This window comes from Streptomyces albiaxialis, from assembly GCF_039530985.1.
In the GTDB taxonomy this organism is placed as follows: domain Bacteria; phylum Actinomycetota; class Actinomycetes; order Streptomycetales; family Streptomycetaceae; genus Streptomyces; species Streptomyces albiaxialis.
Window position 1 is genome coordinate 21334 of sequence record NZ_BAAAPE010000007.1, and the last position, 25796, is coordinate 47129.

The 25796-nt window shown below is 72.3% G+C and carries 24 protein-coding genes; 14 read left to right on the top strand and 10 right to left on the bottom strand.

All coding sequences use genetic code 11. The features are described from left to right. Positions 1-30 precede the first annotated feature (30 nt). Entirely contained in the window at positions 31-2544 is a 2514-nt protein-coding gene (locus ABD343_RS11000; RefSeq protein WP_344526696.1) for a class III lanthionine synthetase LanKC N-terminal domain-containing protein, read from the top strand. 91 nt (positions 2545-2635) lie between these two features. Here ABD343_RS11000 and icmA read toward each other — a convergent pair whose 3' ends face one another. The 5 genes from icmA to ABD343_RS11025 form a co-directional block, all read right to left on the bottom strand. Then, positions 2636-4375, bottom strand: coding sequence for a coenzyme B12-dependent isobutyryl-CoA mutase large subunit (icmA, locus tag ABD343_RS11005; RefSeq protein ID WP_344526697.1), 1740 nt, complete (start codon positions 4373-4375; stop codon positions 2636-2638). Between the two features lie 72 nt (positions 4376-4447). After that, on the bottom strand, positions 4448-4780 hold the full coding sequence (locus tag ABD343_RS11010) for a DUF3817 domain-containing protein (RefSeq protein WP_344526699.1): 333 nt from the start codon (positions 4778-4780) through the stop codon (positions 4448-4450). Between the two features lie 140 nt (positions 4781-4920). Then, a complete protein-coding gene (locus tag ABD343_RS11015; protein ID WP_344526701.1) occupies positions 4921-5442 on the bottom strand; it encodes a MarR family winged helix-turn-helix transcriptional regulator in 522 nt (173 codons plus the stop codon). A gap of 73 nt (positions 5443-5515) precedes the next feature. Continuing rightward, positions 5516-5812: an MTH1187 family thiamine-binding protein gene (locus tag ABD343_RS11020; protein WP_344526703.1), complete on the bottom strand. Its 297-nt coding sequence runs from the start codon at positions 5810-5812 to the stop codon at positions 5516-5518. After that, positions 5809-6189: a DUF3817 domain-containing protein gene (locus tag ABD343_RS11025; protein WP_344526705.1), complete on the bottom strand. Its 381-nt coding sequence runs from the start codon at positions 6187-6189 to the stop codon at positions 5809-5811. The genes ABD343_RS11020 and ABD343_RS11025 overlap by 4 nt, the downstream gene beginning before the upstream one ends. 94 nt (positions 6190-6283) lie before the next feature. Here ABD343_RS11025 and ABD343_RS11030 point away from each other — a divergent pair, with 94 nt between their 5' ends. From ABD343_RS11030 to ABD343_RS11045, 4 genes are all read left to right on the top strand, one after another. Next, positions 6284-6928 (top strand): AIM24 family protein, encoded by a 645-nt coding sequence (locus ABD343_RS11030; RefSeq protein WP_344526707.1) that lies wholly within the window; start codon positions 6284-6286, stop codon positions 6926-6928. Further along, on the top strand, positions 6928-7578 hold the full coding sequence (locus ABD343_RS11035) for an AIM24 family protein (RefSeq protein WP_344526708.1): 651 nt from the start codon (positions 6928-6930) through the stop codon (positions 7576-7578). Before ABD343_RS11030 ends, ABD343_RS11035 begins: the two co-directional genes overlap by 1 nt. A gap of 103 nt (positions 7579-7681) precedes the next feature. Then, positions 7682-8461, top strand: coding sequence for an AIM24 family protein (locus ABD343_RS11040; protein ID WP_344528496.1), 780 nt, complete (start codon positions 7682-7684; stop codon positions 8459-8461). A 101-nt stretch (positions 8462-8562) separates the two neighbouring features. Beyond that, a complete protein-coding gene (locus tag ABD343_RS11045) occupies positions 8563-9039 on the top strand; it encodes a MarR family winged helix-turn-helix transcriptional regulator (protein WP_344526710.1) in 477 nt (158 codons plus the stop codon). Positions 9040-9084: 45 nt separating this feature from the next. On the opposite strand, the gene ABD343_RS11050 is transcribed toward ABD343_RS11045, so the two are convergent. Then, entirely contained in the window at positions 9085-10554 is a 1470-nt protein-coding gene (locus tag ABD343_RS11050; RefSeq protein ID WP_344526712.1) for a sensor histidine kinase, read from the bottom strand. After that, positions 10547-11233, bottom strand: coding sequence for a response regulator transcription factor (locus tag ABD343_RS11055; protein ID WP_344526714.1), 687 nt, complete (start codon positions 11231-11233; stop codon positions 10547-10549). Before ABD343_RS11055 ends, ABD343_RS11050 begins: the two co-directional genes overlap by 8 nt. Before the next feature lie 123 nt (positions 11234-11356). On the opposite strand from ABD343_RS11055, the gene ABD343_RS11060 reads away from it, so the two are divergent. Next, positions 11357-12124: a PepSY domain-containing protein gene (locus tag ABD343_RS11060; protein ID WP_344526716.1), complete on the top strand. Its 768-nt coding sequence runs from the start codon at positions 11357-11359 to the stop codon at positions 12122-12124. 69 nt (positions 12125-12193) lie between these two features. On the opposite strand, the gene meaB is transcribed toward ABD343_RS11060, so the two are convergent. Continuing rightward, positions 12194-13177, bottom strand: a complete 984-nt coding sequence (gene meaB, locus ABD343_RS11065) for a methylmalonyl Co-A mutase-associated GTPase MeaB (RefSeq protein ID WP_344526718.1) — start codon at positions 13175-13177, stop codon at positions 12194-12196. Between the two features lie 44 nt (positions 13178-13221). Continuing rightward, positions 13222-14427, bottom strand: a complete 1206-nt coding sequence (locus ABD343_RS11070) for an acetyl-CoA C-acetyltransferase (RefSeq protein WP_344526720.1) — start codon at positions 14425-14427, stop codon at positions 13222-13224. Positions 14428-14566: 139 nt separating this feature from the next. On the opposite strand from ABD343_RS11070, the gene mce reads away from it, so the two are divergent. The 7 genes from mce to ABD343_RS11105 all read left to right on the top strand — a co-directional run bounded on the left by mce (position 14567) and on the right by ABD343_RS11105 (position 24003). Then, positions 14567-15007: a methylmalonyl-CoA epimerase gene (gene mce / locus ABD343_RS11075; RefSeq protein ID WP_344526722.1), complete on the top strand. Its 441-nt coding sequence runs from the start codon at positions 14567-14569 to the stop codon at positions 15005-15007. Positions 15008-15381: 374 nt separating this feature from the next. Continuing rightward, entirely contained in the window at positions 15382-18768 is a 3387-nt protein-coding gene (gene scy, locus ABD343_RS11080) for a polarized growth protein Scy (RefSeq protein ID WP_344526724.1), read from the top strand. 124 nt (positions 18769-18892) lie between these two features. Then, positions 18893-19849, top strand: coding sequence for a coiled-coil domain-containing protein (locus ABD343_RS11085; RefSeq protein ID WP_344526726.1), 957 nt, complete (start codon positions 18893-18895; stop codon positions 19847-19849). A gap of 125 nt (positions 19850-19974) precedes the next feature. Then, entirely contained in the window at positions 19975-20964 is a 990-nt protein-coding gene (locus ABD343_RS11090) for an ABC transporter ATP-binding protein (RefSeq protein ID WP_344526728.1), read from the top strand. A 2-nt stretch (positions 20965-20966) separates the two neighbouring features. Next, positions 20967-21737 carry an ABC transporter permease gene (locus ABD343_RS11095; protein ID WP_344526730.1) on the top strand — a complete coding sequence of 257 codons (771 nt, stop codon included), beginning with the start codon at positions 20967-20969 and terminating at the stop codon, positions 21735-21737. A gap of 116 nt (positions 21738-21853) precedes the next feature. Beyond that, positions 21854-23071 (top strand): ABC transporter ATP-binding protein, encoded by a 1218-nt coding sequence (locus ABD343_RS11100; RefSeq protein ID WP_344528498.1) that lies wholly within the window; start codon positions 21854-21856, stop codon positions 23069-23071. After that, complete coding sequence (locus tag ABD343_RS11105) at positions 23068-24003, top strand: ABC transporter permease (RefSeq protein WP_344526732.1); 936 nt, start codon at positions 23068-23070, stop codon at positions 24001-24003. The genes ABD343_RS11100 and ABD343_RS11105 overlap by 4 nt, the downstream gene beginning before the upstream one ends. A gap of 80 nt (positions 24004-24083) precedes the next feature. Here the strand turns inward: ABD343_RS11105 and ABD343_RS11110 are convergent, their stop codons facing one another. Beyond that, the gene (locus ABD343_RS11110; RefSeq protein ID WP_344526734.1) at positions 24084-24446 is read right to left on the bottom strand and encodes an ATP/GTP-binding protein; all 363 of its coding nucleotides are present in this window, start codon (positions 24444-24446) and stop codon (positions 24084-24086) included. 236 nt (positions 24447-24682) lie between these two features. Here ABD343_RS11110 and ABD343_RS11115 point away from each other — a divergent pair, with 236 nt between their 5' ends. Then, the gene (locus ABD343_RS11115) at positions 24683-25738 is read left to right on the top strand and encodes an LLM class flavin-dependent oxidoreductase (protein ID WP_344526736.1); all 1056 of its coding nucleotides are present in this window, start codon (positions 24683-24685) and stop codon (positions 25736-25738) included. Positions 25739-25796: the final 58 nt, after the last annotated feature.

A 25796-nucleotide genomic window follows, 5' to 3' on the forward strand; every position in this document is an offset into this window, starting at 1 on the left:
TGGGATGCGGAGAGCTACCTTCGCGGCGCGGTGGACGCACCGCGCGACAGCCCGCCGGGCACCGGCCATTCCCTGCACACCGACGCGACCTGGGTGACGGTCGCGCCCGAGGGCGTCCCGCTCGCCGAGCACGGCTGGAAGCTGCACGTCTCCACGCGGGCCGCGACCTTCCCACGGCTGCTGGAGACGGTCGTGCCCGTGCTCCTCGCCGAGCGCGTCCACTTCAAGGTGGCACGCTCGGCCTCCGTCCTCGCCCGCCTCAACCAGGGCCAGGACCAGCCCGCCGCCGTCGGCAAGGCCGTGACCGTCTACCCGGACGCCGGCCGGGTGCGCGCGCTCGGGCTCTCCCTCGCCGCGCTGCTGCGCGGGCACGAGGGCCCGCCGGTCCTCAGCGACCGCCGGGTCGCCCCCGACGCGCCGGTCCACTACCGCTACGGCCCCTTCGCCGCCCGCTGGTACGCGGGCCCGCGCGGCTCCCTCGCGCTGGGCGTCGCCGGACCGGACGGCGAACTCTTCGAGGGCGCCGCCACGATGGAGTACCGCCGCCCCTCCTGGGCCGCCGACCCGTTCACCGGCGAGGGCGAGGAGGACCCCGCGCCCGAGGTCCTCGGCGAGCGCTACCGCGTCACCCGCGGCATCTACCAGGCCGCGCACGGCAATGTCTTCCGCGCCGTGGACACCGGAACCGGAAGGAACGTCGTCGTCAAGCAGGCCCGCGCCTTCGTCGGCGAGGCCGCGGAGGGCAACGATTCACGGACGCGTATCCGGAACGAACGCCGCGTGCTGGAGGCCGCGCGCGGCACCGAGGGAATTCCGGAATTCCTCGACCATTTCGCGCACGGCGACGACGAGTTCCTCGTCACCGATGACGCCGGAAGCCGCAATCTCCTCGTCCACGTACGGCTCCACGGCAGCTTCATGCCGCCCCGCCACACCCCGCCGGGAACACCGCCGCCGGAATTCCTCGCGCTGATGACGGACGTCGCCCGCACGCTCCGCGCGCTCCACCGCAAGGGCGTCGTCATGCGCGACGTCACCCCCCGCAACCTCGTGCTGGGCGAGGAGCGCGCCGTCCTCGTCGACTTCGGCATCGCCGCCCTGGACGGCCTCCATCTGCCCGGCGGCACCGCCGGGTTCGCGCCCGCCCGCCAGATGCGCGACGAGCCCCCGCGCCCCGAGGACGACTGCTTCGCGCTCGGCACGACGCTCTTCTACGCCGCCACCGGCATGCTCCCGCCCCTGGGCGTCACCGTCCCCGGCCTCGCCCGCGACCGGATGCTCCAGGCCCTCACCGCGCTCCACGGGGACCGCCAGGCCGCGTTCACCGCCCTGATCGCCGACCTGCTCTCCGACGAGCCCGGCACGGCACGGCCCGCGCTGCGCGCCCTCGCGGACGGCGACCACTTCCCCGCGGCGCCGTCGAGCCCCTCGCTTCCCGTACGGGTGCCGCTGCCCGGCGAGGGCCCCGGAGACGTGACGGGCGTACGCCCCGCCGAGCTGGCCGGACGGGCGCTGGAGACGCTCCTCGGCGCCGTCGAGGAGCACCAGCTCGCGACCCCCGCAGCCGCCATCGGCGCCGTCGACGCGAGCGTCTACACGGGCAGCGCGGGCGTCGGCCTGGAGCTGCTGCACCACCGGCACCGGCCCGGCGTCCCCGCGCTGCTCCCCCGGCTGGCCGCGCACGCCGTCGCCGCCTCCCGCCGCATCGAGCTGGCCCCCGGGCTCTACACGGGCGCCACGGGCATCCGCCTCTTCTGCGCGCTGCTCAGGGAGGCCGGGTACGAGGCGCCGCCGCCCCGCGAGGCCGCCGACCCCGAGCCGGGCGACGACATCCTGAGCGGCACCGCCGGGATCGGCCTCGGCCACCTCTACCTCGCCGACCTCGCGGGCGCCAGGGGCGACGACCGTACGGGCTCCGCCGCGCACCTGGACGCCGCGCGGGCCTGCGCCGAGCCGTTCCTCGACACCGTCGGCGAGCTGCGGATGACCGTCGCCACCGACAGCGGGCTCCCCGAGGCCGCGGGCGTCGATCCCACGTTCGGGTACGCGCACGGGGCCGCCGGGATCGTGGACTTCCTCCTCGCGCTCGCCGCCCGCACCGGCGACGAACGGGTCGCGGCGGCCACGCTGCGCCACGCGAAGGCCCTCGCCGGGCGCGCCGCCAAGCTCACGGCCGCGTCCGAAGGCGCCTCCGCCGTGCCTATCAGCGCCTCCTGGTGCCAGGGGCTGGCGGGCGCGAGCCGGGCCCTGCACCGCGCCGGGCGCCACTTCGACGAGCCGGAGCTGATCACGGCGGCCCGCGCCGCCGCGTTCGCCTGCGCCGCGTGGGTGCCGCGCATGGAGAACCTCTCGCAGTGCTGCGGCGCGGTCGGCGTGGGCACGGCCCTGCTGGAGATCGGCCACGCCGAGGGCGACGCCCGGCTGTGGGAGGCCGCGCTCGACGTGGCCCGGCACCTGCTGGTGCGCAGCCCGGGCCCGACGAGGCCCCCGTCTTCGTCGCCCTCGACCGCCAGGACGCGCCGCTGTCCTGGGGCATGGGCGTGACGGGGATCCTCACCTTCCTGCGCAGGCTCACGGACCCCACGGGTCCGGACATCCTGCCGGGCGTACTGCCGGACGTCCTGCCGCCTGCGCGTCAGAACACGGGCGGCTCGGTGTAGACGCCCCACTCGTCGCGCAGGACGCCGCAGATCTCGCCGAGCGTCGCCTCCGCGCGTACGGCGTCGAGCATCGGGGCGATCATGTTGCCGGAGCCGCGCGCGGAGGCGACCAGCGCGTCCAGCGTGCGCCGCACGAGCGCCTCGTCGCGCCCGCTCTTCCGGTCGCCCAGCACGCGCACCTGCTCGCGCTCGACCTCGTGGCTCACGCGCAGGATCTCCAGGTCGCCGGTGACCGAGCCGTGGTGCACGTTGACGCCGACGACCTTCTTCTCGTCCTTCTCCAGCGCCCGCTGGTAGCGGAACGCGGACTCCGCGATCTCGCCCGTGAACCAGCCGTCCTCGATGCCGCGCAGGATGCCGGAGGTGATGGGACCGATGATGGGGGTCCCCCCTGTTCGAGCGGAGCCGAGAACTTGGGGGAGCTGGCCGTCGGGGACCGCCCTGCGGCCCCGCTCCTTGATCTGCTCGAAGATCTTCTCCGCGTCGGCCTCGATACGGTCGGTGAGGGCCTCGACGTACCAGGAGCCGCCCAGCGGGTCCGCGACGTTGGTGACGCCCGTCTCCTCCATCAGCACCTGCTGCGTGCGCAGCGCGATCTCCGCCGCCTGCTCGCTGGGGAGGGCGAGGGTCTCGTCGAGCGCGTTCGTGTGCAGGGAGTTCGTGCCGCCGAGCACCGCGGAGAGGGCCTCGACGGCCGTCCGTACGACGTTGTTGTACGGCTGCTGGGCGGTCAGCGAGACGCCCGCCGTCTGCGTGTGGAACCGCAGCCACTGCGCCTTCTCGCTCGTCGCCCCGTACACATCGCGCATCCAGCGGGCCCAGATGCGGCGCGCGGCGCGGAACTTGGCGATCTCCTCGAAGAAGTCGAGGTGCGCGTCGAAGAAGAAGGAGAGCCCGGGAGCGAACGTGTTCACATCCAGCCCGCGGGAGAGCCCCAGCTCGACGTACCCGAAGCCGTCCGCGAGGGTGTACGCCAGCTCCTGCGCGGCCGTCGCGCCCGCCTCCCGGATGTGGTACCCGGACACGGACAGCGGCTTGTACGCGGGAATGCCGGCGGCGCAGTGCTCCATCAGGTCGCCGATGAGGCGCAGGTGCGGCTCGGGCTGGAAGAGCCACTCCTTCTGCGCGATGTACTCCTTGAAGATGTCCGTCTGCAGCGTCCCGTTGAGCACGCCCGGGTCGACGCCCTGGCGCTCGGCGGCGACGAGATACATGCAGAAGACGGGGACGGCGGGCCCGGAGATCGTCATCGAGGTCGTGACGTCCCCCAGCGGGATGTCCTTGAACAGCACCTCCATGTCCGCCGCCGAGTCGATCGCGACCCCGCAGTGGCCGACCTCCCCGAGGGAGCGGGGGTCGTCGGAGTCCCGGCCCATCAGCGTCGGCATGTCGAACGCGACGGAGAGGCCGCCACCGCCCGCTTCGAGGATCATCTTGTACCGCTCGTTCGTCTGCTCGGCGTTGCCGAACCCGGCGAACTGGCGGATCGTCCACGTCCGGCCCCGGTATCCCGTCGGATAGAGCCCGCGCGTGTACGGGAACTCCCCGGGCCAGCCGATCCGCTCGAAACCCTCCACGGTGTCGCCCGGCCGCGGCCCGTACACCGGCTCCACGGGGTCACCGCTGAGCGTGGTGAAATCGGCGTCGCGCTTGCGAGCGGTGTCGTACCGCTCCTGCCAGCGACGGCGGCCCTCTGCGATCGCGTCAGCATCCATGCCTCCGAATTTACTAGGACGTCCAAGTAAATGTCGATGGCAAACGGGGCCGGACGTGTCCGACCCCGGGCGCTAGGCCTTCGCGGCCTCGGCGGGAGCCCCCTCGACCAGCGGCTGGATCTCCTTCACGACCTTCCGCTCCACGAAGAACGCCGCCGTGGGAATCGTCCCGGAGACGAGCACCCACAACAGCTTCCCGAACGACCACCGGGCCTTCTGCCCCAGGTCAAAGGCGAAGATCAGGTAGATGATGAAGAGCACGCCGTGGATCTGGGAGACGACCAGCGTGAGGTCCTCGCCCTTGTCGAAGCCGTACTTGAAGATCATGCAAAGACACAAGACCAGCAGCATCACGGCTGTGACGTATGCCATCACGCGGTAGCGGGTCAGCACGGGCTTTCTCATACAGCGAGCGTAACCGCCCGGAAATTCCCCGCGTCGGCGGGGGCTACGTCATGCTCCTGATGCTCTGTGTCTGCATGATCGGAGAATTCCCGCACTAGCGGGGATCACGTGCTGACCCGCGACAACAGTAGATCGCGCTCCTACCCCTCGTCACCCGGATCTGTAAAGTCCCCCGCGCTCGTCCGCAGGGGGCGGAGGAGGGTGAAGATGTCGCCCAGCTCTTCCGCGTCGTAGACGCTGAGGCCGAAGTCCATGGCCATGAGGTCGCGGGTCGCGGCCTCGCAGACCTCGCGGCCCTTGCCGGTGATCGAGGCGAGCGTGCCGCGGCCGTCGTTGGGGTTGGGGCGCTTGGCGACGAGGCCGGACTTCTGGAGCCGGTCGACCGTGTTCGTGACCGACGTCGGGTGGACCATCAGCCGCTCGCCGATCTTCGACATCGGCAGTTCGCCGGACTTCGAGAAGGTGAGCAGCACCAGCGCCTCGTACCGCGCGAAGGTCAGCTCGTACGGCTTGACGACCGCGTCCACCTCCGCGAGGAGGATCTGCTGGGCGCGCATGATGGAGGTGATCGCGGCCATGGACGGCACGGACCCCCATCGCTGCTTCCAGTGGTCGTCGGCGCGGGCGATCGGGTCGAACGACAGGCTGAGCGGTTTCGGCACGCGCCCGACCCTACCGGCCGGTCAGTTGCCCGCTAAAGGCGTCTCACACCGCGGGCCACGCCCCGGACTCCGGTCAGCCCTCGGAGAGGTGACGTTCGACCGTTTCGACCTTGGCCGTCAGTCCGTCCGTCACGCCCGGGCGGATGTCGGCCTTGAGGACGAGGGAGACGCGGGGCGCGCGGGCCTCGACGGCGGCGACGGCCCGCCGTACGACGTCCATGCACTCCTCCCACTCGCCCTCCAGGGAGGTGAACATCGCGTCCGTGCGGTGCGGCAGTCCGGACTCGCGGACGACCCGCACCGCGTCGGCGACGTACTCCCCCACGTCCTCGCCGACGCCGAGCGGGGTCACGGAGAAGGCGACGATCATGAGGCGGCCACGGTCCCGTCCTGCTCCTTGCGGGCCCGCATCGCGATGACGCCCGCGTCCTCCTCCTTGCGCAGCATCCGGTCCGCGAAGAATCCGCCGGTGGGCAGGACCGACAGCACGAAGTAGAGCGCGGCGCGGCCGAAGGGCCACTTGATGCGGTTCCAGGCGTCGGCCCAGAAGATCACGTACAGGATGAAGAGGATGCCGTGGACGGCGCCCATCACCGGCACGGCGTTGAAGTCCGTGGTGCGCTTGAGCACCGAGCAGACCAGGAGCAGAAGGAACGAGATCGCCTCGGGGACAGAGCTCAGACGGAGGCGGCGAAGGGCGGATACCGCCTTCGGCGGCAGGCCGCTCGGAGTTTCCAGTATGGCCACGGCGTGTCCTCGGATCGTTTGTGAAGGGGTGCACAAGCTCCGCACATTGTGGCAGCCCTGATGTCGATCACAGCGCTCAGGGTAGGTTCGCACCGTGGCTCAGTTCCGACTCGAAGGCACCAAGGTGCTCGCCGTCCAGCTCGGCGGCGGCAGCGACGCGGTCAAGGCGAAGAACGGCTCGATGGTCGCGTACGACGGCCAGATGGCGTTCAAGAAGATGTCCGGCGGCGGCGAGGGCATGCGCGGCATGGTCACCCGGCGGCTCACGGGCGAGCAGATGACGGTCATGGAGGTGAAGGGGCAGGGGACCTGCTATTTCGCCGACCGGGCCGGCGACATCAGCCTCGTCCAGTTGAACGGCGAGAAGCTGCACGTCGAGGCGAGCAATCTGCTGTGCACGGACGCCTCGCTGCGCACGGGCACGACGTTCACGGGGCTGCGCGGCGCCTCGCAGGGCAACGGCCTGTTCACGACCTCCGTGGAGGGCACGGGCCAGGCGGCCCTGATGTCCGACGGCCCCGCGGTGCTGCTGCGCGTGACGCAGGGCATGCCGCTCCAGGTGGACCCGGGGGCCTACATCGCGCACCAGGGCAATCTGAAGCAGAGCTTCCAGTCCGGGGTGAACTTCCGGACGCTGATGGGCGAGGGCTCGGGCGAGGCCTTCCAGATCCGCTTCGAGGGCGACGGGCTGGTCTACGTGCAGCCGAGCGAGCGGAACACGGTCGGAGGTGACGTCTGATGCCGTTCCGGGAGATCAACGCGAAGCTGGTCGAGGCCCAGGTGATCCCGGGGCAGCGGATGTTCAGCCAGCGTGGCGCGATGGTGGCGTACACGGGCGAGGTCAGCTTCACGCCGAACATGCAGGGCGGCCAGGGCGGCCTGATGTCGATGATCGGACGCCGGGTGGCGAACGAGGCGACGCCGCTGATGACCGTCGAGGGCAGCGGAACCGTCCTGTTCGGGCACGGCGGCCACCATGTCGAGGTCGTGAACCTGGACGGGGACACGCTCTGCGTCGAGGCCGACCGCCTCCTCGCCTTCGACGGCAGCCTGGAGCAGGGCACCCTCTTCCTCGGCTCCGACGGCGGCGTGATGGGCATGGTGCGGGGCCAGGTCAGCGGCCAGGGCCTGTTCACGACGACGCTCAAGGGCAAGGGCGCGGTGGCGGTGATGGCGCACGGCGGCATCCTCCAGCTCCCGATCACCCCGGACCGCCCGGTCCACGTCGACCCGCAGGCGTACGTCGCGCACTACGGGGACGTCCGCAACAAGCTGTCCACCGCGCTGGGCTGGCGGGACATGGTCGGCCGCGGCTCGGGAGAGGCCTTCCAGCTCGAACTGTCCGGGAACGGGGCCGTGTTCGTGCAGGCCAGTGAGGAGAAACTGTGAGCGACGCACGCGCGGCTGCCGGGCCGCAGCCGACCGCGAAACCCGCACGCAGCCGCACGGGCGGAGAAGCGAACCAGGAGAAACTGTGAGCACCGGGGCACCCATGATCTTCGACGTCCAGTCGCTCCCCTCGAACGACAACGTCAACCCGTACACGTTCAGCGTGGACCTGAACGGCCAGTGGTTCCTGCAGAAGGGGAAGATGATCGCCTACTACGGGCAGATCGACTTCCAGGGCATCGGGCACGGCCGCCTCGACCGGCTGATCGCCTCCAGCTTCCACTCGCCGCTGCACGCCGCCGACTGGGTCGTCGCCGAGGGCACCGGCAAGCTGCTGCTGGCCGACCGCGCCTTCGACGTGAACTCCTACGACCTGGAGAACGGCAACCTCACCGTCCGCTCCGGCAATCTGCTGGCGTACGAGCCCTCGCTCGCGCTGAAGCAGTCGATCATCCCGGGCTTCCTCACGCTGATCGGCACCGGCAAGTTCGTCGCGGCGTCCAACGGCGCGGTGCACTTCGTCGAGCCGCCGGTGCGCGTGGACCCGCAAGCGCTGGTGGGCTGGGCCGACTGCCCCTCGCCCTGCCACCACTACGACCACGGGTACATGAAGGGCGTTCTCGGCGGGATCCGGGCGATGACGGGGATCGGCGGCGCCTCCGGGGAGGAGCACCAGTTCGAGTTCGTCGGCGCGGGGACCGTACTGATCCAGTCGACCGAGACGCTCATGGCCGAGCGGGACGCGGGCGGGGTTCCGCAGCAGGCCGGAGTGCCGGGCGGCGGACCCGGCGGCGGGCAGGGCGGCCAGGGCGGGCGCGGGGGCCAGCAGACACCGCAGCTCCCTGGCCAGCTCGGCAGCCTGCAACGCCGGTTCGGGCTCTGACGGTCACGGGCCCGCGTCTTGACGCGATCCTGACTCGTACGGTGACTCGAAGACCACACCGCGTAAGCACGCGTGTACGAGCCTAGGTAGAGTCTCACGGTATGGACACCGATGACGGCACCCGCTGGCTCACCGAGGACGAGCAGCGCGCTTGGCGGACACACCTGGAGGTCAGCCGCCTGCTCATGTACCAGTTGGAGCGGGACCTCCAGCCCTTCGGCCTGACGCTCAACGACTACGAGATCCTGGTGAACCTCTCCGAGTCGGAGGACCTCCGGATGCGGATGAGCGACCTCGCCACCGCCACGCTCCAGTCCAAGAGCCGTCTGTCGCACCAGATCACGCGGATGGAGAAGGCGGGCCTCGTGCGCCGCGAGAGCTGCGAGTCGGACAAGCGGGGCCTGTTCGCCGTGCTGACCGAGCGGGGCTGGGAGACGATGCGCGAGGTCGCCCCGCACCATGTCACCTCCGTGCGGCGCCACTTCATCGACCAGCTCTCCCCCGCGGACCTGACCCACTACCAGGCCATGCTGCGGCCGGTCACCGAGAAGCTGCGGAGCGAGCGGGGCCGTATCTGACCCTCCGGCCCTCTTCGGGCGAGGGGAGCGGGCGGGGGCTGCCCCTCAGTCGTCCGCGAGGGGCAGGCGGAGGGCGAAGAGGGCGCCGCCGAGGTCCGGCGAGGCGCCGACGGTGAGCGATCCGCCGTGGCGTCCGGCGACGTCACGGGCGATGGCGAGGCCGAGCCCGGCACCGCCGTCGTCGCGGCTGCGGGCGCCGTCCAGCCGGACGAAGCGCTCGAAGATCCGCTCGCGCTCCTCCTCCGGCACGCCGTCCCCGTCGTCGGCGACCTCCAGCACCAGCCGGTCCCCCTCGCGCCGCAGCGCGACCGAGACCGCGCCCTCGGCGTGCCGCTGCGCGTTGTCGAGCAGATTGCCGAGCACGCGCGCCAACTGGCCGTGCGAGCCCCGTACTTCCCCCTCGGCGAGCGGGTCGAGGACGCGCACCGGGTGCGTGTCGCCGACGCGCTGGGCGGTCTGCTCCCGTACGAGCGCGTCGAGCGGGATGCGGGCGTCGGCGGGGCGTTCGCCCGCGTCGAGCCGGGCGAGGAGCAGCAGGTCGGCGGCGAGGTCCTGGAGGCGGACGGTGTCCTCCACCGCGCCGTCGACGTCGAGGAGTTCGGGGTGCGCGGCGGCGACCTCCAGTTGGGTGCGGAGCGAGGCGATGGGGCTGCGCAGCTCGTGGGAGGCGTCGGCGACGAAGCGCCGCTGCCGCTCGACGGAGCCCTCCAGCGCGGCCAGCGTCTCGTTGGTCGTCCGGGCGAGGCGGGCGATCTCGTCGCGCGAGTCCGGCTCGGGCACGCGGCGCGAGAGGTCCTCGCTGGCGGTGATCGCGCTCATCTCGCGCCGGATGCCCTCCACGGGCCGCAGCGCGCGCCGCGTGACCAGCCAGGTGACCCCGGCGACGACCACGAGCAGCACGGGCAGCCCGAGGAGCATCGAGCGGGTCACGGAGGAGACGGCCTGCTCCTGGTCGTGCAGCGAGGCGCCCGCGTAGACGGTGACGGGCGTGCCGTCGCGGGTGACGGCCTGCACGGCGACGACGCTGAAGTCCTGGCGGCCGGTGATGTCGTCCTTGTCGTAGGTGACCTCGCCGTCGTCGTCCACGGGGAAGCCGAGCGTCCTGTCATCCTGCTCGCTGTCGGCCTCGGGGCGCTCGTCGTCGTCGGAGTCCGCGTCGTCGTCCCCGTCGTCCCCGTCGCTGTCGCCGCTCTTCTTCTCGTCGGGCCGGTGGAAGTCGGCCACGGGGCCGCGCCCCTCCAGGTGGTCGCTGGCGCCCAGCACCCGGCCGCGGCCGTCCACGATCTGCGCGGGGTCGTCCCCGTCGAGCGCCTCCACGTCCTTGGCCTTGTCCGCCGTCACGTCCGCGACCTGCGCGGCGGCCTCCCGCGCCGTCGCCTCGGCCTTCAGCCGCGCGTTGTCCGCGAGCCCGCCGCGCAGCGCGGCCACGACCAGGAACCCGGCCGCGACCAGCGCGAGGGCGACGACAAGGGTCGCGCCGAGGGCGGCGCGCGTCCGTACGGAGCCCTTACGCACGGGAGCCGCCCCCGGGGCCGTCCGCGTCCACCAGCCGGTAGCCGGCGCCCCGCACGGTCGTGATCCAGCCCGCGCCGAGCTTGCGGCGCAGGGCGCTGACATAGACCTCGACGATGTTCACGTCGCCCTCGTAGGCGAAGTCCCAGACGTGCTCCAGGATCTCGGACTTGGAGACGACCTCGCCGCCGCGCACCGCCAGGTACTCCAGCACGGCGAACTCCTTCGCCGTCAGCTCGACCTCCCGCTCCCCCACGGCCACCCGCTGGGTGCCGGGCTCGACGGTCAGCTCACCCACGCGCAGCGCGGCCTTCGCGCCGCGCGTGCGGCGGCGCAGCAGGGCCCGTACGCGGGCGAGCAGGACGACGTACGAGAAGGGCTTGGTCAGATAGTCGTCGGCGCCGGTGTCCAGGCCCTCGGCCTCGTCGTACTCCCCGTCCTTCGCGGTGAGCATCAGCACCGGCGTCTCGTCCCCGGCGGCGCGCAGGGCCCCGCACACCCGGTAGCCGTTCATGCCCGGGAGCATGATGTCGAGGACGATCAGGTCGTACTCGCCCTCGGAGGCGCGGTGCAGCCCCTCGGTGCCGTCGTGCACGACGTCCACGGCGAAGCCCTCGGCCTCCAGGCCCTTCGCGAGCGACAGGGCCAGTCGCCGCTCGTCCTCCACGATCAGCAAGCGCATACGGACACCCTGCCAAATCGCGGCTGAAGAGGGCTTCAGGTAGCTTCAGCTTACGTTCAGCAACGGCGCGCCACCGTGGAGTCATCGCAAGGCAGAGAGCGACAGATCCAAGGAGACGAAGTCATGAAGCGCAAGGTCATCATCGCCACCGTGGCGGCCGCGGCACTGATCGGCGGAGGCACGGCGACGGCAGTGGGGGTCTCGGGCAGCAGCGGGAACGACACCAAGCCCCTCCCCCAGTCCCAGTCGCAGGTCCGCCTCTCGGACGACGACCACGGGGACCACGACGACCGCTACGACGACCACGACGGTCGCGACGACCTCGACTCCGACGACCACGACGGCCGCGACGACCGTGACGGCCGCGACGACGACGGCTCCGGCAAGGCCGACCGGGACGAGAGCGCCGGCAACGCCGACGTCTCCGCCGACGAGGCCCACGAGCGGGTCCTGAAGGCCGTCCCCGGCACGGTGACCGAGCTGGAGCTGGACACCGACGACAACCGGCTGACCTGGGAGGCCGACGTCCTCGGCAAGAACGGCACGTGGCACAAGGTCGAGCTGGACGCGGGCGACGGCAAGGTGCTGCGCCAGGGCACCGACCGCGACGGCAAGGACGCCACCGAGGCCCGTGCGGCGACCGTGGACGCGGGCGAGGCCGCCCGGAAGGCGGGCTCCGCCACGAACGGCTCCGTGACCTCGATCGACCTGGAGGGCGGCCACTGGGAGATCGACTCGGTCGACAAGAAGGGCGTCGAGCACGAGGTCGCCGTGGACGCCAAGACCGGCAAGGTCGCCCAGCAGAGCTGGGAGCACGACGACCACGACGACCACGGCAACGACGCGGACGACCGTGACGACCACGACGGCGACGACCACGACGACGACTGACGCCGCCACCGCCTGACGCGAGACCCCGCTGCCCTGCCCCACTCCCCCGGGGGCAGGGCAGGGGCGCGTTCAGCCCCCGGTGACGCCCTCGACGGCTCCCTCGGTGACGCCCGCGACCAGCTCGTCGGCCGCCGCGTACGGGTCCAGGGAGCCGTTGACGACTCGCTCGGCGAGCGCGTCGAGGCGCTTGCCGCCCCGCAGCCCGCCCATCCGCTCGCGCAGCGCCGTGACGGCGATCGTCTCGATCTCGCGCGCGGCGCGCGCGGCCCGGCGCTCGGCCAGGACCCCGCGCTCCTCCATCCAGCCCCGGTGCTTCTCCAGGGCCTCGACGACCTCGTCGACGCCCTCGCCGCGGGCCGCGACGGTCTTGACGACCGGCGGCCGCCAGTCCCCGGGCTGACGGGCCTCGCCCAGGCCCAGCATGTGGTTCAGCTCCCGTACGGTCGCGTCGGCGCCGTCCCGGTCGGCCTTGTTGACCACGTAGACATCGCCGATCTCCAGGATCCCGGCCTTCGCGGCCTGGATGCCGTCGCCCATGCCGGGCGCGAGCAGCACCACGCTGGTGTCGGCCTGCGCGGCGATCTCGACCTCGGACTGCCCGACGCCGACCGTCTCGACCAGGATCACGTCGCAGCCGGCGGCGTCGAGCACCCGGATCGCCTGGGGCGCGGCCCACGCCAGACCGCCCAGATGGCCGCGGGTGGCCATCGAACGGATGTAGACCCCCGGATCGGATGCGTGTTCACCCATCCGCACCCGGTCACCGAGCAGCGCGCCCCCGGAGAACGGCGACGAGGGGTCCACGGCGAGGATCCCCACCCGCCTGCCCTGCTGGCGGTACGCGGTGACCAGCGCGGACGTCGAGGTGGACTTGCCGACGCCCGGGGAGCCGGTGAGCCCGACGACGTACGCGTTCCCGCAGCGGGGCGCGAGGGCCGCCATGACCTCCCGCAACTGCGGCGAGGCCCCCTCCACGAGGGAGATGAGGCGCGCGACGGCCCGCGGCCTGCCCTCCCGCGCCCGGGCGACGAGATCTGCGACGTCTACGGCCATCTCTGCTCCGGCTCCTGTCCTTGGGGTCGGTACGAGGGTACGGACTACGGGACGCGGACGATCAGGGCGTCGCCCTGGCCGCCGCCCCCGCACAGCGCCGCCGCGCCGGTGCCGCCGCCGCGCCGCTTCAGCTCCAGCGCGAGGTGGAGGACGAGCCGGGCCCCGGACATCCCGATGGGGTGCCCGAGCGCGATGGCGCCACCGTTGACGTTCACCTTTTCGGGGCCGATTCCGAGGTCCTTCATTGACTGGTGCGCGACCGCGGCGAACGCCTCGTTGATCTCGACCAGGTCGAGGGCGTCGACGGCGATGCCCTCCTTCTTCAGGGCGTGCTGGATCGCGTTGGAGGGCTGCGACTGGAGGGAGTTGTCCGGCCCGGCCACGTTCCCGTGGGCGCCGATCTCGGCGATCCACTCCAGGCCCAGCTCCTCGGCGCGGGCCTTGCTCATCACGACGACGGCGGCGGCACCGTCGGAGATCTGCGAGGCCGAACCCGCCGTGATGGTCCCGTCCTTGGCGAACGCGGGTCGCAGCTTGCCCAGCGACTCGGCGGTCGTGTCGCCGCGGATGCCCTCGTCCTGCGAGAAGAGCACCGGGTCGCCCTTGCGCTGCGGGATCTCGACCGGGGTGATCTCGGCCTCGAAGAGCCCGGCCTGCTGGGCCGCGGCGGCGCGCTGGTGGGAGCGGGCGGCGATCTCGTCCTGCTCGGCCCGGCCGATGCCGAGCTTGGTGTTGTGCTTCTCCGTGGAGGCGCCCATGGGGATCTCCTCCCACGGGTCGGTGAGCCCGTCGTGGGCCATCGCGTCGAGCATCTCGACCGCGCCGTACTTGTATCCCTCACGGGACTTGGGCAGCAGGTGCGGGGCGTTGGTCATGGACTCCTGGCCGCCCGCGACGATGATGTCGAACTCACCGGCGCGCACGAGCTGGTCGGCGAGCGCGATGGCGTCGAGGCCGGAGAGACAGACCTTGTTGACGGTCAGCGCGGGCACGTTCATCGGGATGCCCGCCTTGACGGCGGCCTGGCGCGCCGGGATCTGCCCTGCCCCGGCGGTGAGCACCTGCCCCATGATCACGTATTCGACCTGGTCACCGCCGATGCCGGCGCGGTCGAGCGCGGCCTTGATGGCGAAGCCGCCCAAGTCGGCCCCGGAGAAGGACTTCAGGGAACCGAGCAGCCGCCCCATGGGCGTGCGTGCCCCGGCGACGATCACGGAGGTGGTACTGGAGGATCCAGTCGTGCCAGTCATGAGGTGAGAGCCCCTTCCGGCGGGAAGTTAACGAGGGTTACCGTCAATGTACTGAGCGGTACCTCCCGCGGTCACCGGTACGTGAGTGTGACCGTGCGCACGTTGCGTAACCGCGCTCACAAGCGCTGCACTGTTCCCCATGCTGACGCGTATCGACCACATCGGGATCGCCTGCAAGGACCTCGAAGCCACCGTCGACTTCTACTCTCGCACCTATGGCTTCCAGGTGTTCCACACCGAGGTCAACCAGGAGCAGGGCGTCCGGGAGGCCATGCTGAGGATCAACGGCACCGACGACGGCGGGGCCTCCTACATCCAGCTCCTGGAGCCGATCCGGGAGGATTCCGCGGTCGCCAAGTGGCTGGCCAAGAACGGCGAGGGCGTCCACCACATCGCCTTCGGCACGGCCGACGTGGACGGCGACTCCGAGGCGATCCGCGACAAGGGCGTCCGCGTCCTCTACGACGAGCCCCGCCACGGCTCCATGGATTCGAGGATCACCTTCCTGCACCCCAAGGACTGTCACGGCGTGCTCACGGAACTGGTGACGGCGGCAGCCCCTTCGGAGGAGGCTCGCTAGGCGGCTCCGGCGAGCGATGCGCCCCAAAGGGGCGCGGGGAACCGCGCGCCCGGCCACGATGCGGCCGCGGCCCGCAGGGGCACGGGCAGGGGCAACCTCTGCCCGGCACGGCGCAGGACGGCAGAAATGATCCCCGGCTGTGCGTGCGGCGCAGCCGCTTGGCCAACGGACCGCTGACGTCCGCTTCCGCGCCCGGTAGAGTGGCCCTTCGGCCGGGGCGGGCCATCCGTACCTGACGGGGGCTCCGGGCTGGGGGCTCGGTCCACGTTCCGCCGATGATCTGACACCATTTCCGGGAGACACCATTTTCGAGGAGTCCGCGGAGAGGGTTCTGATCACCTCCACGACGACCAGGGGACGGATGGGACCGCGCAGTGCGGGGCTACGACCGCTACGAGGCTGACGATCACCTCTCGCAGTTCGAGGCCGAGATGGATCGGCTCAAGAAGGAGCGGGAGAAGGCCGTCGAGCACGCCGACGACCTCGGCTATCAGGTCGAAGTGCTGCGCGCCAAGCTGCACGAGGCGCGTCGCGCCCTTGCCACGCGCCCGGCCGGATACGACAACCTTTCGCACCAGGCCGAGCAGTTGCTGCGCAACGCGCAGATCCAGGCCGACCAGATGCGTGCCGACGCCGAGCGTGAGCTGCGCGACGCCCGCGCCCAGACGCAGCGGCTCCTCCAGGAGCAGGCCGAGCAGCAGTCCCGCCTGGAGTCCGAGCTGCACGCCGAGGCCGTGCGCCGCCGCCAGCAGCTCGACCAGGAGCTGGCGGAGCGCCGCTCCACGGTCGAGAACCACGTCAACGAGAACGTGGCCTGGGCCGAGCAGCTCCGCACCCGCACCGAGCAGCAGGCCCGCCGCCTCATGGAGGAGACCCGGGCCGAGGCCGAGCAGTCCCTGGCCCAGGCCCGCGCCGAGGCCCAGCGGCTGGCCGAGGAGTCCCGGCAGCGCCTGAGCACCGAGGCGGAGAACGCCCGCACGGAGGCCGAGGCCATCCTGCGCCGGGCCCGCGCCGACGCGGAGCGCCTCCTGAACGCGGCCTCGACCCAGGCCCAGGAGGCCACCGACCACGCCGAGCAGCTCCGCACCTCCACGGCCACCGAGTCGGAGTCGAACCGCCGCGAGGCGGCCGAGCTGGTCCGCAAGGCCGAGGAGCGGATGCAGGAGGCCGAGACGGCGCTGCGCGAGGCCCGTACGGAGGCCGACCGCAAGCTCGCCGAGGCCGAGGAGGCCGCCCTCAAGCGCCTCGCCGACACGGAGTCGGAGAACGAGCAGCGGACGCGTACGGCGAAGGACCAGGTCGCGCGGCTGGTCAGCGAGGCGACGAAGGACTCCGAGGCGGTCAAGGCCGAGGCCGAGCAGATCCGCGAGGACGCCCGCGCCGAGGCGGAGCGGGTGATCGCGGAGGCCCGCGAGGAGGCCCGTTCGACCACGGCGGAGGAGTCCGCGAACCAGCTCGCGGAGGCCGCCCGTACCGCCGAGGACGTGCTGAACAAGGCGTCCGAGGAGGCCAAGGCCACCACCAGGGCCGCCGCCGAGGAGGCCGAGCGGCTGCGCCGGGAGGCCGAGGAGGAGGCCGACCGGCTGCGCGCCGAGGCCCACGACGTGGCGGCGGAGCTGAAGGGCGCCGCCAAGGACGACACCAAGGAGTACCGCGCCAAGACCGTCGAACTCCAGGAGGAGGCGCGGCGGCTGCGCGGCGAGGCCGAGCAGTTGCGGGCCGAGGCCGTCGAGGAGGGCGAGCGCATCCGCGGCGAGGCCCGCCGCGAGGCCGTCCAGCAGATCGAGGAGTCCGCGACCCGCGCCGAGGAGCTGCTGGCCAAGGCGAAGCAGGACGCGGAGGAGACCCGTAGCGACGCGGCGACGGAGAGCGAGCGTGTCCGTACGGACGCGATCGAGCGCGCCACGACGCTCCGCAAGCAGGCCGAGGAGGCCCTGGAGCGGGCCCGCGGCGAGGCCGAGGAGCTGCGTGCCGAGGCCGAGCAGGCGGCCGAGGAGACCCGCGCCGAGGCCGACGAGGCGGGGCAGCGGATCCGCGAGGAGGCCGAGCAGGCGGCGCGGGACCGCGCGGCCGAGACGAAGGCCGAGCTGGACCGGCTGCGCGAGGACGCCGAGCAGAAGCTGCTGGCGGCCCAGGCCGAGCTGACGGCGGGCCGCGCGGAGGCGGACCGGCTGCGGGACGAGACCCGCGCCGAGACCGACCGGCTGCGCACCGAGGCCGCCGAGCGCGCCCGCGCGCTCCAGCAGCAGGCCGAGGAGGAGGCCGAGCGGCTGCGCACGGAGGCGGCGACGGACGCCTCGCAGGCGCGCGCCGAGGGCGAGGCCGTGGCGGTCCAGCTCCGCAGCGAGGCCGCGGCGGAGGCGGAGCGGCTGCGCGAGGAGGCCCAGGCGACGGCCGACCGGGTGCGCGCGGAGGCGGACGCGGCGGCGGAGCGTACGAGCGCGGAGGCGGCCGAGGCGCTGAGCGCGGCCCAGGAGGAGGCCGCGCGGCGGCGGCGCGAGGCCGAGGAGCTGCTGGCCTCGGCCCGCGAGGAGGCGCACCAGGAGCGTACGCAGGCGCGCGAGCAGAGCGAGGAGCTGCTGGCCTCGGCGCGCAAGCGGGTCGAGGAGGCGCAGACCGAGGCGGAGCGGCTGACGGCGGAGGCCGAGCGGCGCGCCGCGGACCTGGTCTCGGCGGCCGAGGAGACCGCGCAGCAGGTGCGGGACTCGGTGGCGGGGCTGCGCGAGGAGGCCGAGGCGGAGATCGCGGGCCTGCGGTCGGCCGCCGAGCACGCGGCGGAGACGCTGCGCCGCGAGGCCCAGGAGGAGACGGACGCCGCCAAGTCCCTCGCGGAGCGCACGGTTTCGGACGCGATGGCCGAGGCGGAGCGGCTGCGTGCCGACGCGGAGCGGATGCGCGACGAGGCCCGCGAGGACGCGGCGAAGAAGCGGACGGAGGCGGCCGAGCAGGCCGATCAGCTCCTGGCCCAGGCGCAGGAGGAGGCGGTCCGCACGCAGACGGCCGCCGAGGAGCAGGCGGACACCATGGTCGGCGCGGCGCGCACGGAGTCCGAGCGGCTCGTGGGCGAGGCGCGGGCCGAGGGCAGGGAGATCGTCGAGAAGGCGCGCTCCGACTCCGACACGATGCTGGAGGAGGCGCGGAGCGACTCCGCCGCGATCCGGGACCGCGCCGAGGAGCTGCGCACCCGGATCGAGGGCGAGGTCGAGGAGCTGCACGAGCGGGCGCGGCGGGAGGCCGCCGAGGCGATGCAGTCGGCGGGAGAGCGCTGCGACAAGCTGGTGAAGGCCGCGGAGGAGCAACTCGCCGAGGCGCGGGAGAAGTCCGAGAAGCTGATGTCGGACGCGAACGCGGAGGCGGGCAAGGTCCGTATCGCCGCGGTGAAGAAGGCCGAGGGGCTGCTCAAGGAGGCCGAGACGAAGAAGGCCGAACTGGTCGGCGAGGCCGAGCGGATCCGCGACGAGGCGCAGGAGGAGGCGCGGCGCACGGTCGAGGCCGGGCAGCGCGAACTCGACATCCTGGAGCGGCGTCAGACGGACATCAACACCGAGATCTCCCGCGTGCAGGACGTGTTGGAGGCGCTGGAGTCCTTCGAGGCACCGGGCTCCGGTTCCGCTTCAGGCTCCGGAGGGTCCACGGGCTCCGGGGCGGGAGGCGGCTCCAGCGGCAAGAAAGGCGGTGCCTCCCCGGGGGCGAACGGCAGTGTGAAGGCGGGCGTTGGCGCAGGTACGAACCGTACGGGTGGCAAGGGCACCGAGGGCTAGCCACTCGAACGAGCGCACATTCTCCAGATCAAACGGGCATAAGCTCGATGACACGCCGCTTCGACCCCTAGGATTCCCTCTATCACTCCCCGTCTGATAACCCGTCTGAATCGACAGGAACCCCATGAGCGACACTTCCTCCCCCTTCGGCTTCGAGCTCGTGCGGCGTGGCTACGACCGCGGGCAGGTGGACGACCGCATCACGAAGCTCGTCGCCGACCGTGACAGCGCACTGGCCCGTATCACCTCTCTGGAAAAGCGCATCGAGGAATTGCACCTCGAAACGCAGAACGCCCAGGCTCAGGTCAATGACGCCGAGCCGTCCTACGCGGGGTTGGGCGCGCGTGTCGAGAAGATCCTCCGCCTCGCCGAGGAAGAGGCGAAGGACCTGCGTGAGGAGGCCCGCCGGGCCGCCGAGCAGCACCGCGAGCTGGCCGAGGGCGCGGCCCAGCAGGTGCGGAACGACGCGGAGGCGTTCGCCGCCGAGCGCAAGTCGAAGGCCGAGGACGAGGGCGCCCGTATCGTCGAGAAGGCCAAGGGCGAGGCCACCTCGCTGCGGAACGAGGCGCAGAAGGACGCCCAGTCCAAGCGTGAGGAGGCCGACTCCCTCTTCGAGGACACCCGCGCCAAGGCGGCCCAGGCCGCGGCCGACTTCGAGACGAACCTGGCCAAGCGCCGCGAGCAGTCCGAGCGCGACCTGGCCTCCCGTCAGGCCAAGGCCGAGAAGCGCCTCGCGGAGATCGAGCACCGCGCCGAGCAGCTCCGCCTGGAGGCCGAGAAGCTGCGGACCGACGCGGAGCGCCGCGCGCGCCAGACGGTCGAGACCGCGCAGCGCCAGGCCGAGGACATCGTCGCCGACGCGAACGCGAAGGCGGACCGGGTGCGCAGCGAGTCCGAGCGCGAGCTGGCGGCGCTGACGAACCGTCGGGACAGCATCAACGCCCAGCTCACCAACGTGCGCGAGATGCTGGCCACCCTCACGGGCGCGGCGGTGGCCGCCGCGGGCCAGCCGGAGGACGGCGCGGCCGCCACGGAGGACTCGTCCCTGGGGCGGGGCGTCCCGGCCCAGCAGTCCCGCTGAACGGCAGACCTGGCGAGGACGTACGTGTGAGGGGCCCGGCGAGGGGTTCGCCGGGCCCCTTTCGCGTGCACACGACCGGACGCGCTCGCATGGCGGGGCCGCCGGGGCCGTCCTAGCCTCGGCTCATGATCGAGCTGCGGGGTCTCACCAAGCGGTACGGGGAGAAGCTGGCCGTGGACGGGCTGTCCTTCACGGTCAGGCCCGGCATCGTCACCGGCTTCCTCGGCCCGAACGGCGCCGGGAAGTCCACGACGATGCGGATGATCCTGGGGCTGGACGCGCCGACCCGCGGTGACGTCCGTATCGACGGCAAGCACTACGCGCAGTTGCAGGAGCCGCTCAACCACATCGGGGCGCTGCTGGAGGCCAAGGGCGTGCACGGCGGCCGTACGGCCCGGAACCATCTGCTCTGTCTCGCGCAGTCCAACGGCATCCCCGAGCGCCGGGTCGGCGAGGTCCTGGAGATGGTGGGGCTGACGGCGGTCGCGAGGAAGCGGCCGAAGGGCTTCTCGCTCGGCATGGGCCAGCGCCTGGGCATCGCCGCCGCGCTGCTGGGCGACCCGGACATCCTGATGTTCGACGAGCCCGTCAACGGCCTCGACCCCGAGGGCATCCACTGGATCCGCACCCTGATGCAGCATCTGGCGCGCGAGGGGCGGACGGTGTTCGTCTCCAGCCACCTGATGAGCGAGATGGCGCTCACCGCCGAGCACCTGGTCGTCATCGGCCAGGGCAAGCTGCTCGCGGACACCTCGATGTCGCGGTTCATCGAGGAGAACTCGCGGACGTACGTACGGATCCGGACGCCCGAGCCGGAGCGGATGCGGGACATGCTCATCGCCGAGGGCCTCCGGCCGTCGCCCGGGGAGGACGGGGCGATGGAGGTCGAGGGGGACGACGCGGCCCGTATCGGCGAACTCTGCGCGGCCGAGCGGCTGGTGCTGCACGAGCTGAGCCCGCAGCGGGCCTCGCTGGAGGAGGCGTTCATGCGGCTGACGGCCGAGACCGTGGAGTACCACGCGCACACCGGGCCCGAGGCCGTCGCGGCGGAGCCCGCGTCGCCGGCGCCCGCGTGGGGTGCGGACTGGAACCGCGGCAAGGACGGGAAGGGCTGACCATGGCTCACACCTCACGGGTGCTCAAGTCCGAGTGGACGAAGGTCCGCTCCGTACGGTCCACGGTCTGGACGCTGGCCCTCGCGCTGGTCGTGACGGTCGGGCTGGGCGCGCTGATCTGCGTGCTGACCAACAACGAGTTCGACGACATGTCGACACGGGATCAGCTCACCTTCGACCCGACGTACGTGAGCTTCGCGGGAATGGGGCTCGGCCAGTTGGCGATGATCGCCTTCGGGGTGCTGGTGGTCTCGGCCGAGTACAGCACCGGGATGATCCGCAACTCGCTCGCGGCGGTCCCGCAGCGCGGCACGTTCCTGCTGTGCAAGGTCATCGTGGTGGGGCTGCTGGTGCTGGTCGTCGGCATGGTCACCAGCTTCCTGACCTTCTTCCTCGGCCAGTCGCTGCTCGGCGACCACGGGGCCTCGCTCGGCGACGACGGGGTGCTGCGCGCGGTGATCGGCGGCGGGCTCTACATGACGCTGATCGCGCTCTTCTCCGTCGGCATCGCCTTCATCCTGCGCAGCCCGCTGCTGACGTTCGGGATCCTGATGCCGTGGTTCTTCCTCGTCGCCAACATCCTGGGCTCGGTGAGCGCCACGAAGAAGGTCGCCCAGTACCTCCCCGACCAGGCCGGGACGACCGTGATGTCGGTGGTGCCGGAGACGCTGGACCGCCCGTACGGGCCGTGGGAGGGGCTGCTCATCATGGTGGCGTGGACGGTCGTCTCGCTGGCCGCGGGGTTCGTGGTCCTCAAGCGCAGGGACGCGTAGGCCCCGGGGACACGTAGGCCCCTGGGGACGCGCGGGACGGAACCAAAACCGGCCCCTGTAACCTCCTAGGCCGTGTCGGGGGGCGAGTCAGCCCCGAACTGCGTCCAGGGACCATGATGATCGAGGCGTACGGCCTGACGAAGCGCTACGGCGCCAAGACAGCCGTCTACAACCTGTCCTTCCAAGTGCGGCCCGGTGCCGTGACCGGCTTCCTGGGGCCCAACGGCTCCGGCAAGTCGACGACGATGCGGATGATCCTCGGGCTGGACGCCCCCTCGTCCGGCCAGGTCACGATCGGCGGGCACCCGTTCCGGAACCTGCCCAACGCCCCCCGCCAGGTCGGCGCGCTGCTCGACGCGAAGGCGGTGCACGGCGGCCGCAGCGCCCGCAGCCACCTGCTCTCGCTCGCCCAGCTCTCCGGCATCCCGGCCCGCCGGGTCGACGAGGTGCTCGGCGTCGTCGGGCTCCAGAGCGTGGGCAAGAAGCGGTCCAAGGGCTTCTCGCTCGGCATGGGCCAGCGCCTCGGCATCGCCGCCGCGCTCCTCGGCGACCCCGCGGTGCTGCTCTTCGACGAGCCGGTCAACGGCCTCGACCCCGAGGGCATCCTCTGGGTGCGGAACCTGATGAAGCAGCTCGCCTCCGAGGGCCGTACGGTCTTCGTCTCCAGCCACCTCATGAGCGAGATGGCGCAGACCGCCGACCACCTGATCGTCATCGGGCGCGGCCAGCTCATGGCCGACACCTCGGTGAAGGAGTTCATCGAGCAGAACTCGGTGGGCTTCGCGCGCGTCCGTACGCCCGACGGCGAGCCGGAGCAGCACGAGAAGCTGCGCTCGGCCGTGCAGGAGGCGGGCGGCCAGGTGCAGCCCGAGGAGGACGGCGCGCTGCGGATCAGCGGGCTGGCCCTGCCGCACATCAGCGACCTCGCGCACAAGGCCGACGTCCGGCTGTGGGAGCTGTCGCCGCACTCGGCCTCGCTGGAGGAGGCGTACATGCGGATGACGCAGGGCTCGGGCGACTACGTCTCGACGGCCGACGCCCGCGCCGGGCTCCAGCAGCAGGTGCCGGGGGCCCAGATGCCGGGCATGCAGATGCCGGGGACGGCGCCGCAGGGCATGCCGCCGGGGATGCAGCCGGGCATGCCGCAGCAGATGCCGCCGGGTGCCGTGCCGCCCGGCGCGCAGGGCGGGATGCCGCCGCAGATGGCGGCGCCGCCGGTGCCGCCCGGCGCCCCGGCCCCGGGCCCGAACCCGTATGCGGACGCGCCGCCGCAGGCGCCCGCCGCCCCCGCCCCCTCCCCGCAGCCGCAGCACGAAGGCGAGGACGCCCGATGAGCACCCAGCAGTACCCGCCGCAGGACGCCGCTCCCATGGCCGCCCCGCCCGCCCAGGCCCCCGGGGCCCCGGGCCTGCCGGGCGCCGGCTACTCCTCGCCGATCCCCGTCACCCGCACGCACATCGGGCACGCCATCGCCTCGGAGTGGACGAAGATCCGCTCGGTCCGCTCGACGATGTGGACGCTGAGCCTGATGTTCGTCCTGACCCTCGGCATCGGCCTCGCCACCGCCGCGGGCCTGAGCACACAGGACTACACGGGCATGCCGCTGCTCTCCAGCGGCCTGTTCGGGCTGATGCTCGGCCAGCTCTGCGTGATCACCCTCGGCGTGCTGGTGATCACCTCCGAGTACGGCACGGGCATGATCCGTACGACCCTCACCGCCTGCCCGCAGCGCGGCCGGGTGCTGCTCGCCAAGGCGCTGATCTTCTTCGTGCTCGCCTTCGTGATGACCACGGTGGCCTGCACGCTCACCGCGATGATCAACTCGGCGCTCCTGAGCGACCAGGACGTTCCCTCGTACGCGCGGAGCGGGGATCTCGCCGATTCCATCGAAGGAGGGAAGCTCGTCGCGAACGGCGGCGAGTGGCTGGGCGCGACGGTCGGTGCCGGGCTCTACGTCGCGCTGCTCGGGCTGCTGTCCCTGGCGGTCGGCGCGCTGCTGCGGCACTCGGCCGGGGCGATCACCACGATGATGGGCGTCGTGCTGCTGCCGCTGGTCATGGCGCTGTTCATGGTCGGCGAGGCGATGAAGACCGTGCGCGAGAAGCTCATGGAGTACTCGCCGCTGAACGGGCTGGCCACGCTCTACCGCATCCCCATGGAGGGCGATCAGGACGCCACGGGCTGGCCGCTGCTGGGGCTGCTCGCGCTTGTGACGGCCGTGGTGCTCGGCATCGCGTTCGCGCTGCTCAACCAGCGGGACGTCTAGCCCAAGCGGAACGGGGCGCGGAAGGGCGCGCTCCTGGACGCCGGGCCGTGCCGCCGTCCGGCGCCAGCATGAGCACGACCTCAGTAGCGCGGCGCATTTCGGGACCGCTGGAGCCTCGCGCTCCGGCGGTCCCGCGCGTTCCAGCACGCCTTGTGCCAGTGCCGTCTGTCGGCCACGTCCCCCATCCTGGGCCAGGCCACCACGTGCGGGACGCCGGGCGGGATCTCCTGGTCACAGCCCGGACAGCGGTAGTGCTTGGCCGCCGCGCCGCCGCTTATCTGCCGGACCGCCCACTCCTCGCCCTGCCAGCTCTCGGTGCGCTCCAGGCCATAGCGCTCCCCCATGCCCCTTCCGTCGTCGTCACGACGGCCTGCGGACGCGGAGCTGGCGGCCTTGGCGGACTTGGCGGCACCGCCACGCGGGCGGTTACGACGCGGGGACACAGGGGCACCTCGGTTGTCGACGGGGGAGGAACGGAATCCAGCCTACGCACGCGTACCGAGGGTGGCCCGGGCCGTCCACAGCGACCCGCTCATTGCCGTTCATCTGATGAATGACTTGCCAGGCCGTGCCCTTGGCACGTGTCAAGCGTTGTTGCTAGAGAGGACCCCGGCACGTCGGGCCAACTCCGCGTGGGGTCCATGGAGTTCTCGGGGGCGGTCTGAGAGGACGGTGGGCAATGCGAGTGGGAGCTTTTGTCCTGGGCGCGCAGTTCCCGGGCCAGGGGCAGGGGGAGGCGCTGCACCGTGTGGTGCGGTCCGCGGACGCGGCGGAGGAGGCCGGTCTCGACGCCGTATGGCTGGCCGAGCACCACTTCGTTCCGTACGGGGTATGCCCGTCGGCCGTGACCGTGGCGGCGCTCCTGCTGGGGCGCACACGGCGGATCGGGGTCGGCACCGCCGTCAGCGTGCTCCCGAGCGCGCACCCGGTCGCGCTCGGCGAGCAGACCGCGCTCCTGCATCTGCTCTCCGGCGGCCGGTTCACGCTCGGCGTGGGACGCGGCGGCCCCTGGGTGGACCTGGAGGTCTTCGGCGGCGGCCTGGAGGCGTACGAGAAGGGGTTCCCCGAGTCGCTCGACCTGCTGCTGCGCTGGCTGAGCGAGCCCCGCGTGGGCGCGGACGGCGAGCGGTACAGGTTCCGGGAAGTCCCCGTCGTGCCCCGCGCCGACGAGCTGATCCCCCGTGCCGACGGGGGCCCGCCCTCCGGGGCACCGCCGCGGGTGGTCGTCGCCTGCACCTCGCCCGGCACGGTCCGGCTGGCCGCGGCGCGCGGCCTGCCCATGCTGCTGGGGATGCACTGCGGGGACGAGGACAAGGCGGAGATGGTCGCGCTCTGGCGCCGTGAGGCGCTGGCCGCCGGGCACGGCCACGAGACCGTCGAGGAGGCGGCGGCGCAGCATGTCTCCGCCGGGGTCGTCCAGGTCGGCGACACCCGCTGCGAGGCCACCGAGTCCCTGACGAAGGCGATGCCGGGCTGGCTGCGCGACGGGCTCGGCGCCCATGTCACCGTCGACGGACGCCGTCGTCCCATGCGCGACCCGTTCGGGTACACGGAGCTGCTGTGCGGGCTGCACCCGGTGGGCCCGCCGCGGCTGTGCGCCGACCGGCTGGCGCGTACGGCGGAGCGGACCGGCATCGAGCGGTTCGCGCTGCTCGTGGAGGGCTCGGGGGACCTGGCCGCCACGGAGCACAACGTGCAGCGGCTCGGCGGGGAGGTCCTGCCGCTGCTCGTATGAGAGCGGGCCCCCGCTCATGGGCCCGTCTCGCCCACCGGGCCCCCGCCGGGCCCGGCCG

What these genes read in the sequence shown, in the direction of transcription:
- icmA (WP_344526697.1), bottom strand. Translation starts at nt 4,375, where the DNA reads ATGGATGCTGACGCGATCGCAGAGGGCCGCCGTCGCTGGCAGGAGCGG.
- ABD343_RS11010 (WP_344526699.1), bottom strand. Translation starts at nt 4,780, where the DNA reads ATGAGAAAGCCCGTGCTGACCCGCTACCGCGTGATGGCATACGTCACA.
- ABD343_RS11020 (WP_344526703.1), bottom strand. Translation starts at nt 5,812, where the DNA reads ATGATCGTCGCCTTCTCCGTGACCCCGCTCGGCGTCGGCGAGGACGTG.
- ABD343_RS11035 (WP_344526708.1), top strand. Translation starts at nt 6,928, where the DNA reads ATGCCGTTCCGGGAGATCAACGCGAAGCTGGTCGAGGCCCAGGTGATC.
- ABD343_RS11040 (WP_344528496.1), top strand. Translation starts at nt 7,682, where the DNA reads ATGATCTTCGACGTCCAGTCGCTCCCCTCGAACGACAACGTCAACCCG.
- ABD343_RS11045 (WP_344526710.1), top strand. Translation starts at nt 8,563, where the DNA reads ATGGACACCGATGACGGCACCCGCTGGCTCACCGAGGACGAGCAGCGC.
- ABD343_RS11055 (WP_344526714.1), bottom strand. Translation starts at nt 11,233, where the DNA reads ATGCGCTTGCTGATCGTGGAGGACGAGCGGCGACTGGCCCTGTCGCTC.
- ABD343_RS11060 (WP_344526716.1), top strand. Translation starts at nt 11,357, where the DNA reads ATGAAGCGCAAGGTCATCATCGCCACCGTGGCGGCCGCGGCACTGATC.
- meaB (WP_344526718.1), bottom strand. Translation starts at nt 13,177, where the DNA reads ATGGCCGTAGACGTCGCAGATCTCGTCGCCCGGGCGCGGGAGGGCAGG.
- ABD343_RS11070 (WP_344526720.1), bottom strand. Translation starts at nt 14,427, where the DNA reads ATGACTGGCACGACTGGATCCTCCAGTACCACCTCCGTGATCGTCGCC.
- mce (WP_344526722.1), top strand. Translation starts at nt 14,567, where the DNA reads ATGCTGACGCGTATCGACCACATCGGGATCGCCTGCAAGGACCTCGAA.
- ABD343_RS11085 (WP_344526726.1), top strand. Translation starts at nt 18,893, where the DNA reads ATGAGCGACACTTCCTCCCCCTTCGGCTTCGAGCTCGTGCGGCGTGGC.
- ABD343_RS11090 (WP_344526728.1), top strand. Translation starts at nt 19,975, where the DNA reads ATGATCGAGCTGCGGGGTCTCACCAAGCGGTACGGGGAGAAGCTGGCC.
- ABD343_RS11095 (WP_344526730.1), top strand. Translation starts at nt 20,967, where the DNA reads ATGGCTCACACCTCACGGGTGCTCAAGTCCGAGTGGACGAAGGTCCGC.
- ABD343_RS11100 (WP_344528498.1), top strand. Translation starts at nt 21,854, where the DNA reads ATGATCGAGGCGTACGGCCTGACGAAGCGCTACGGCGCCAAGACAGCC.
- ABD343_RS11105 (WP_344526732.1), top strand. Translation starts at nt 23,068, where the DNA reads ATGAGCACCCAGCAGTACCCGCCGCAGGACGCCGCTCCCATGGCCGCC.
- ABD343_RS11115 (WP_344526736.1), top strand. Translation starts at nt 24,683, where the DNA reads ATGCGAGTGGGAGCTTTTGTCCTGGGCGCGCAGTTCCCGGGCCAGGGG.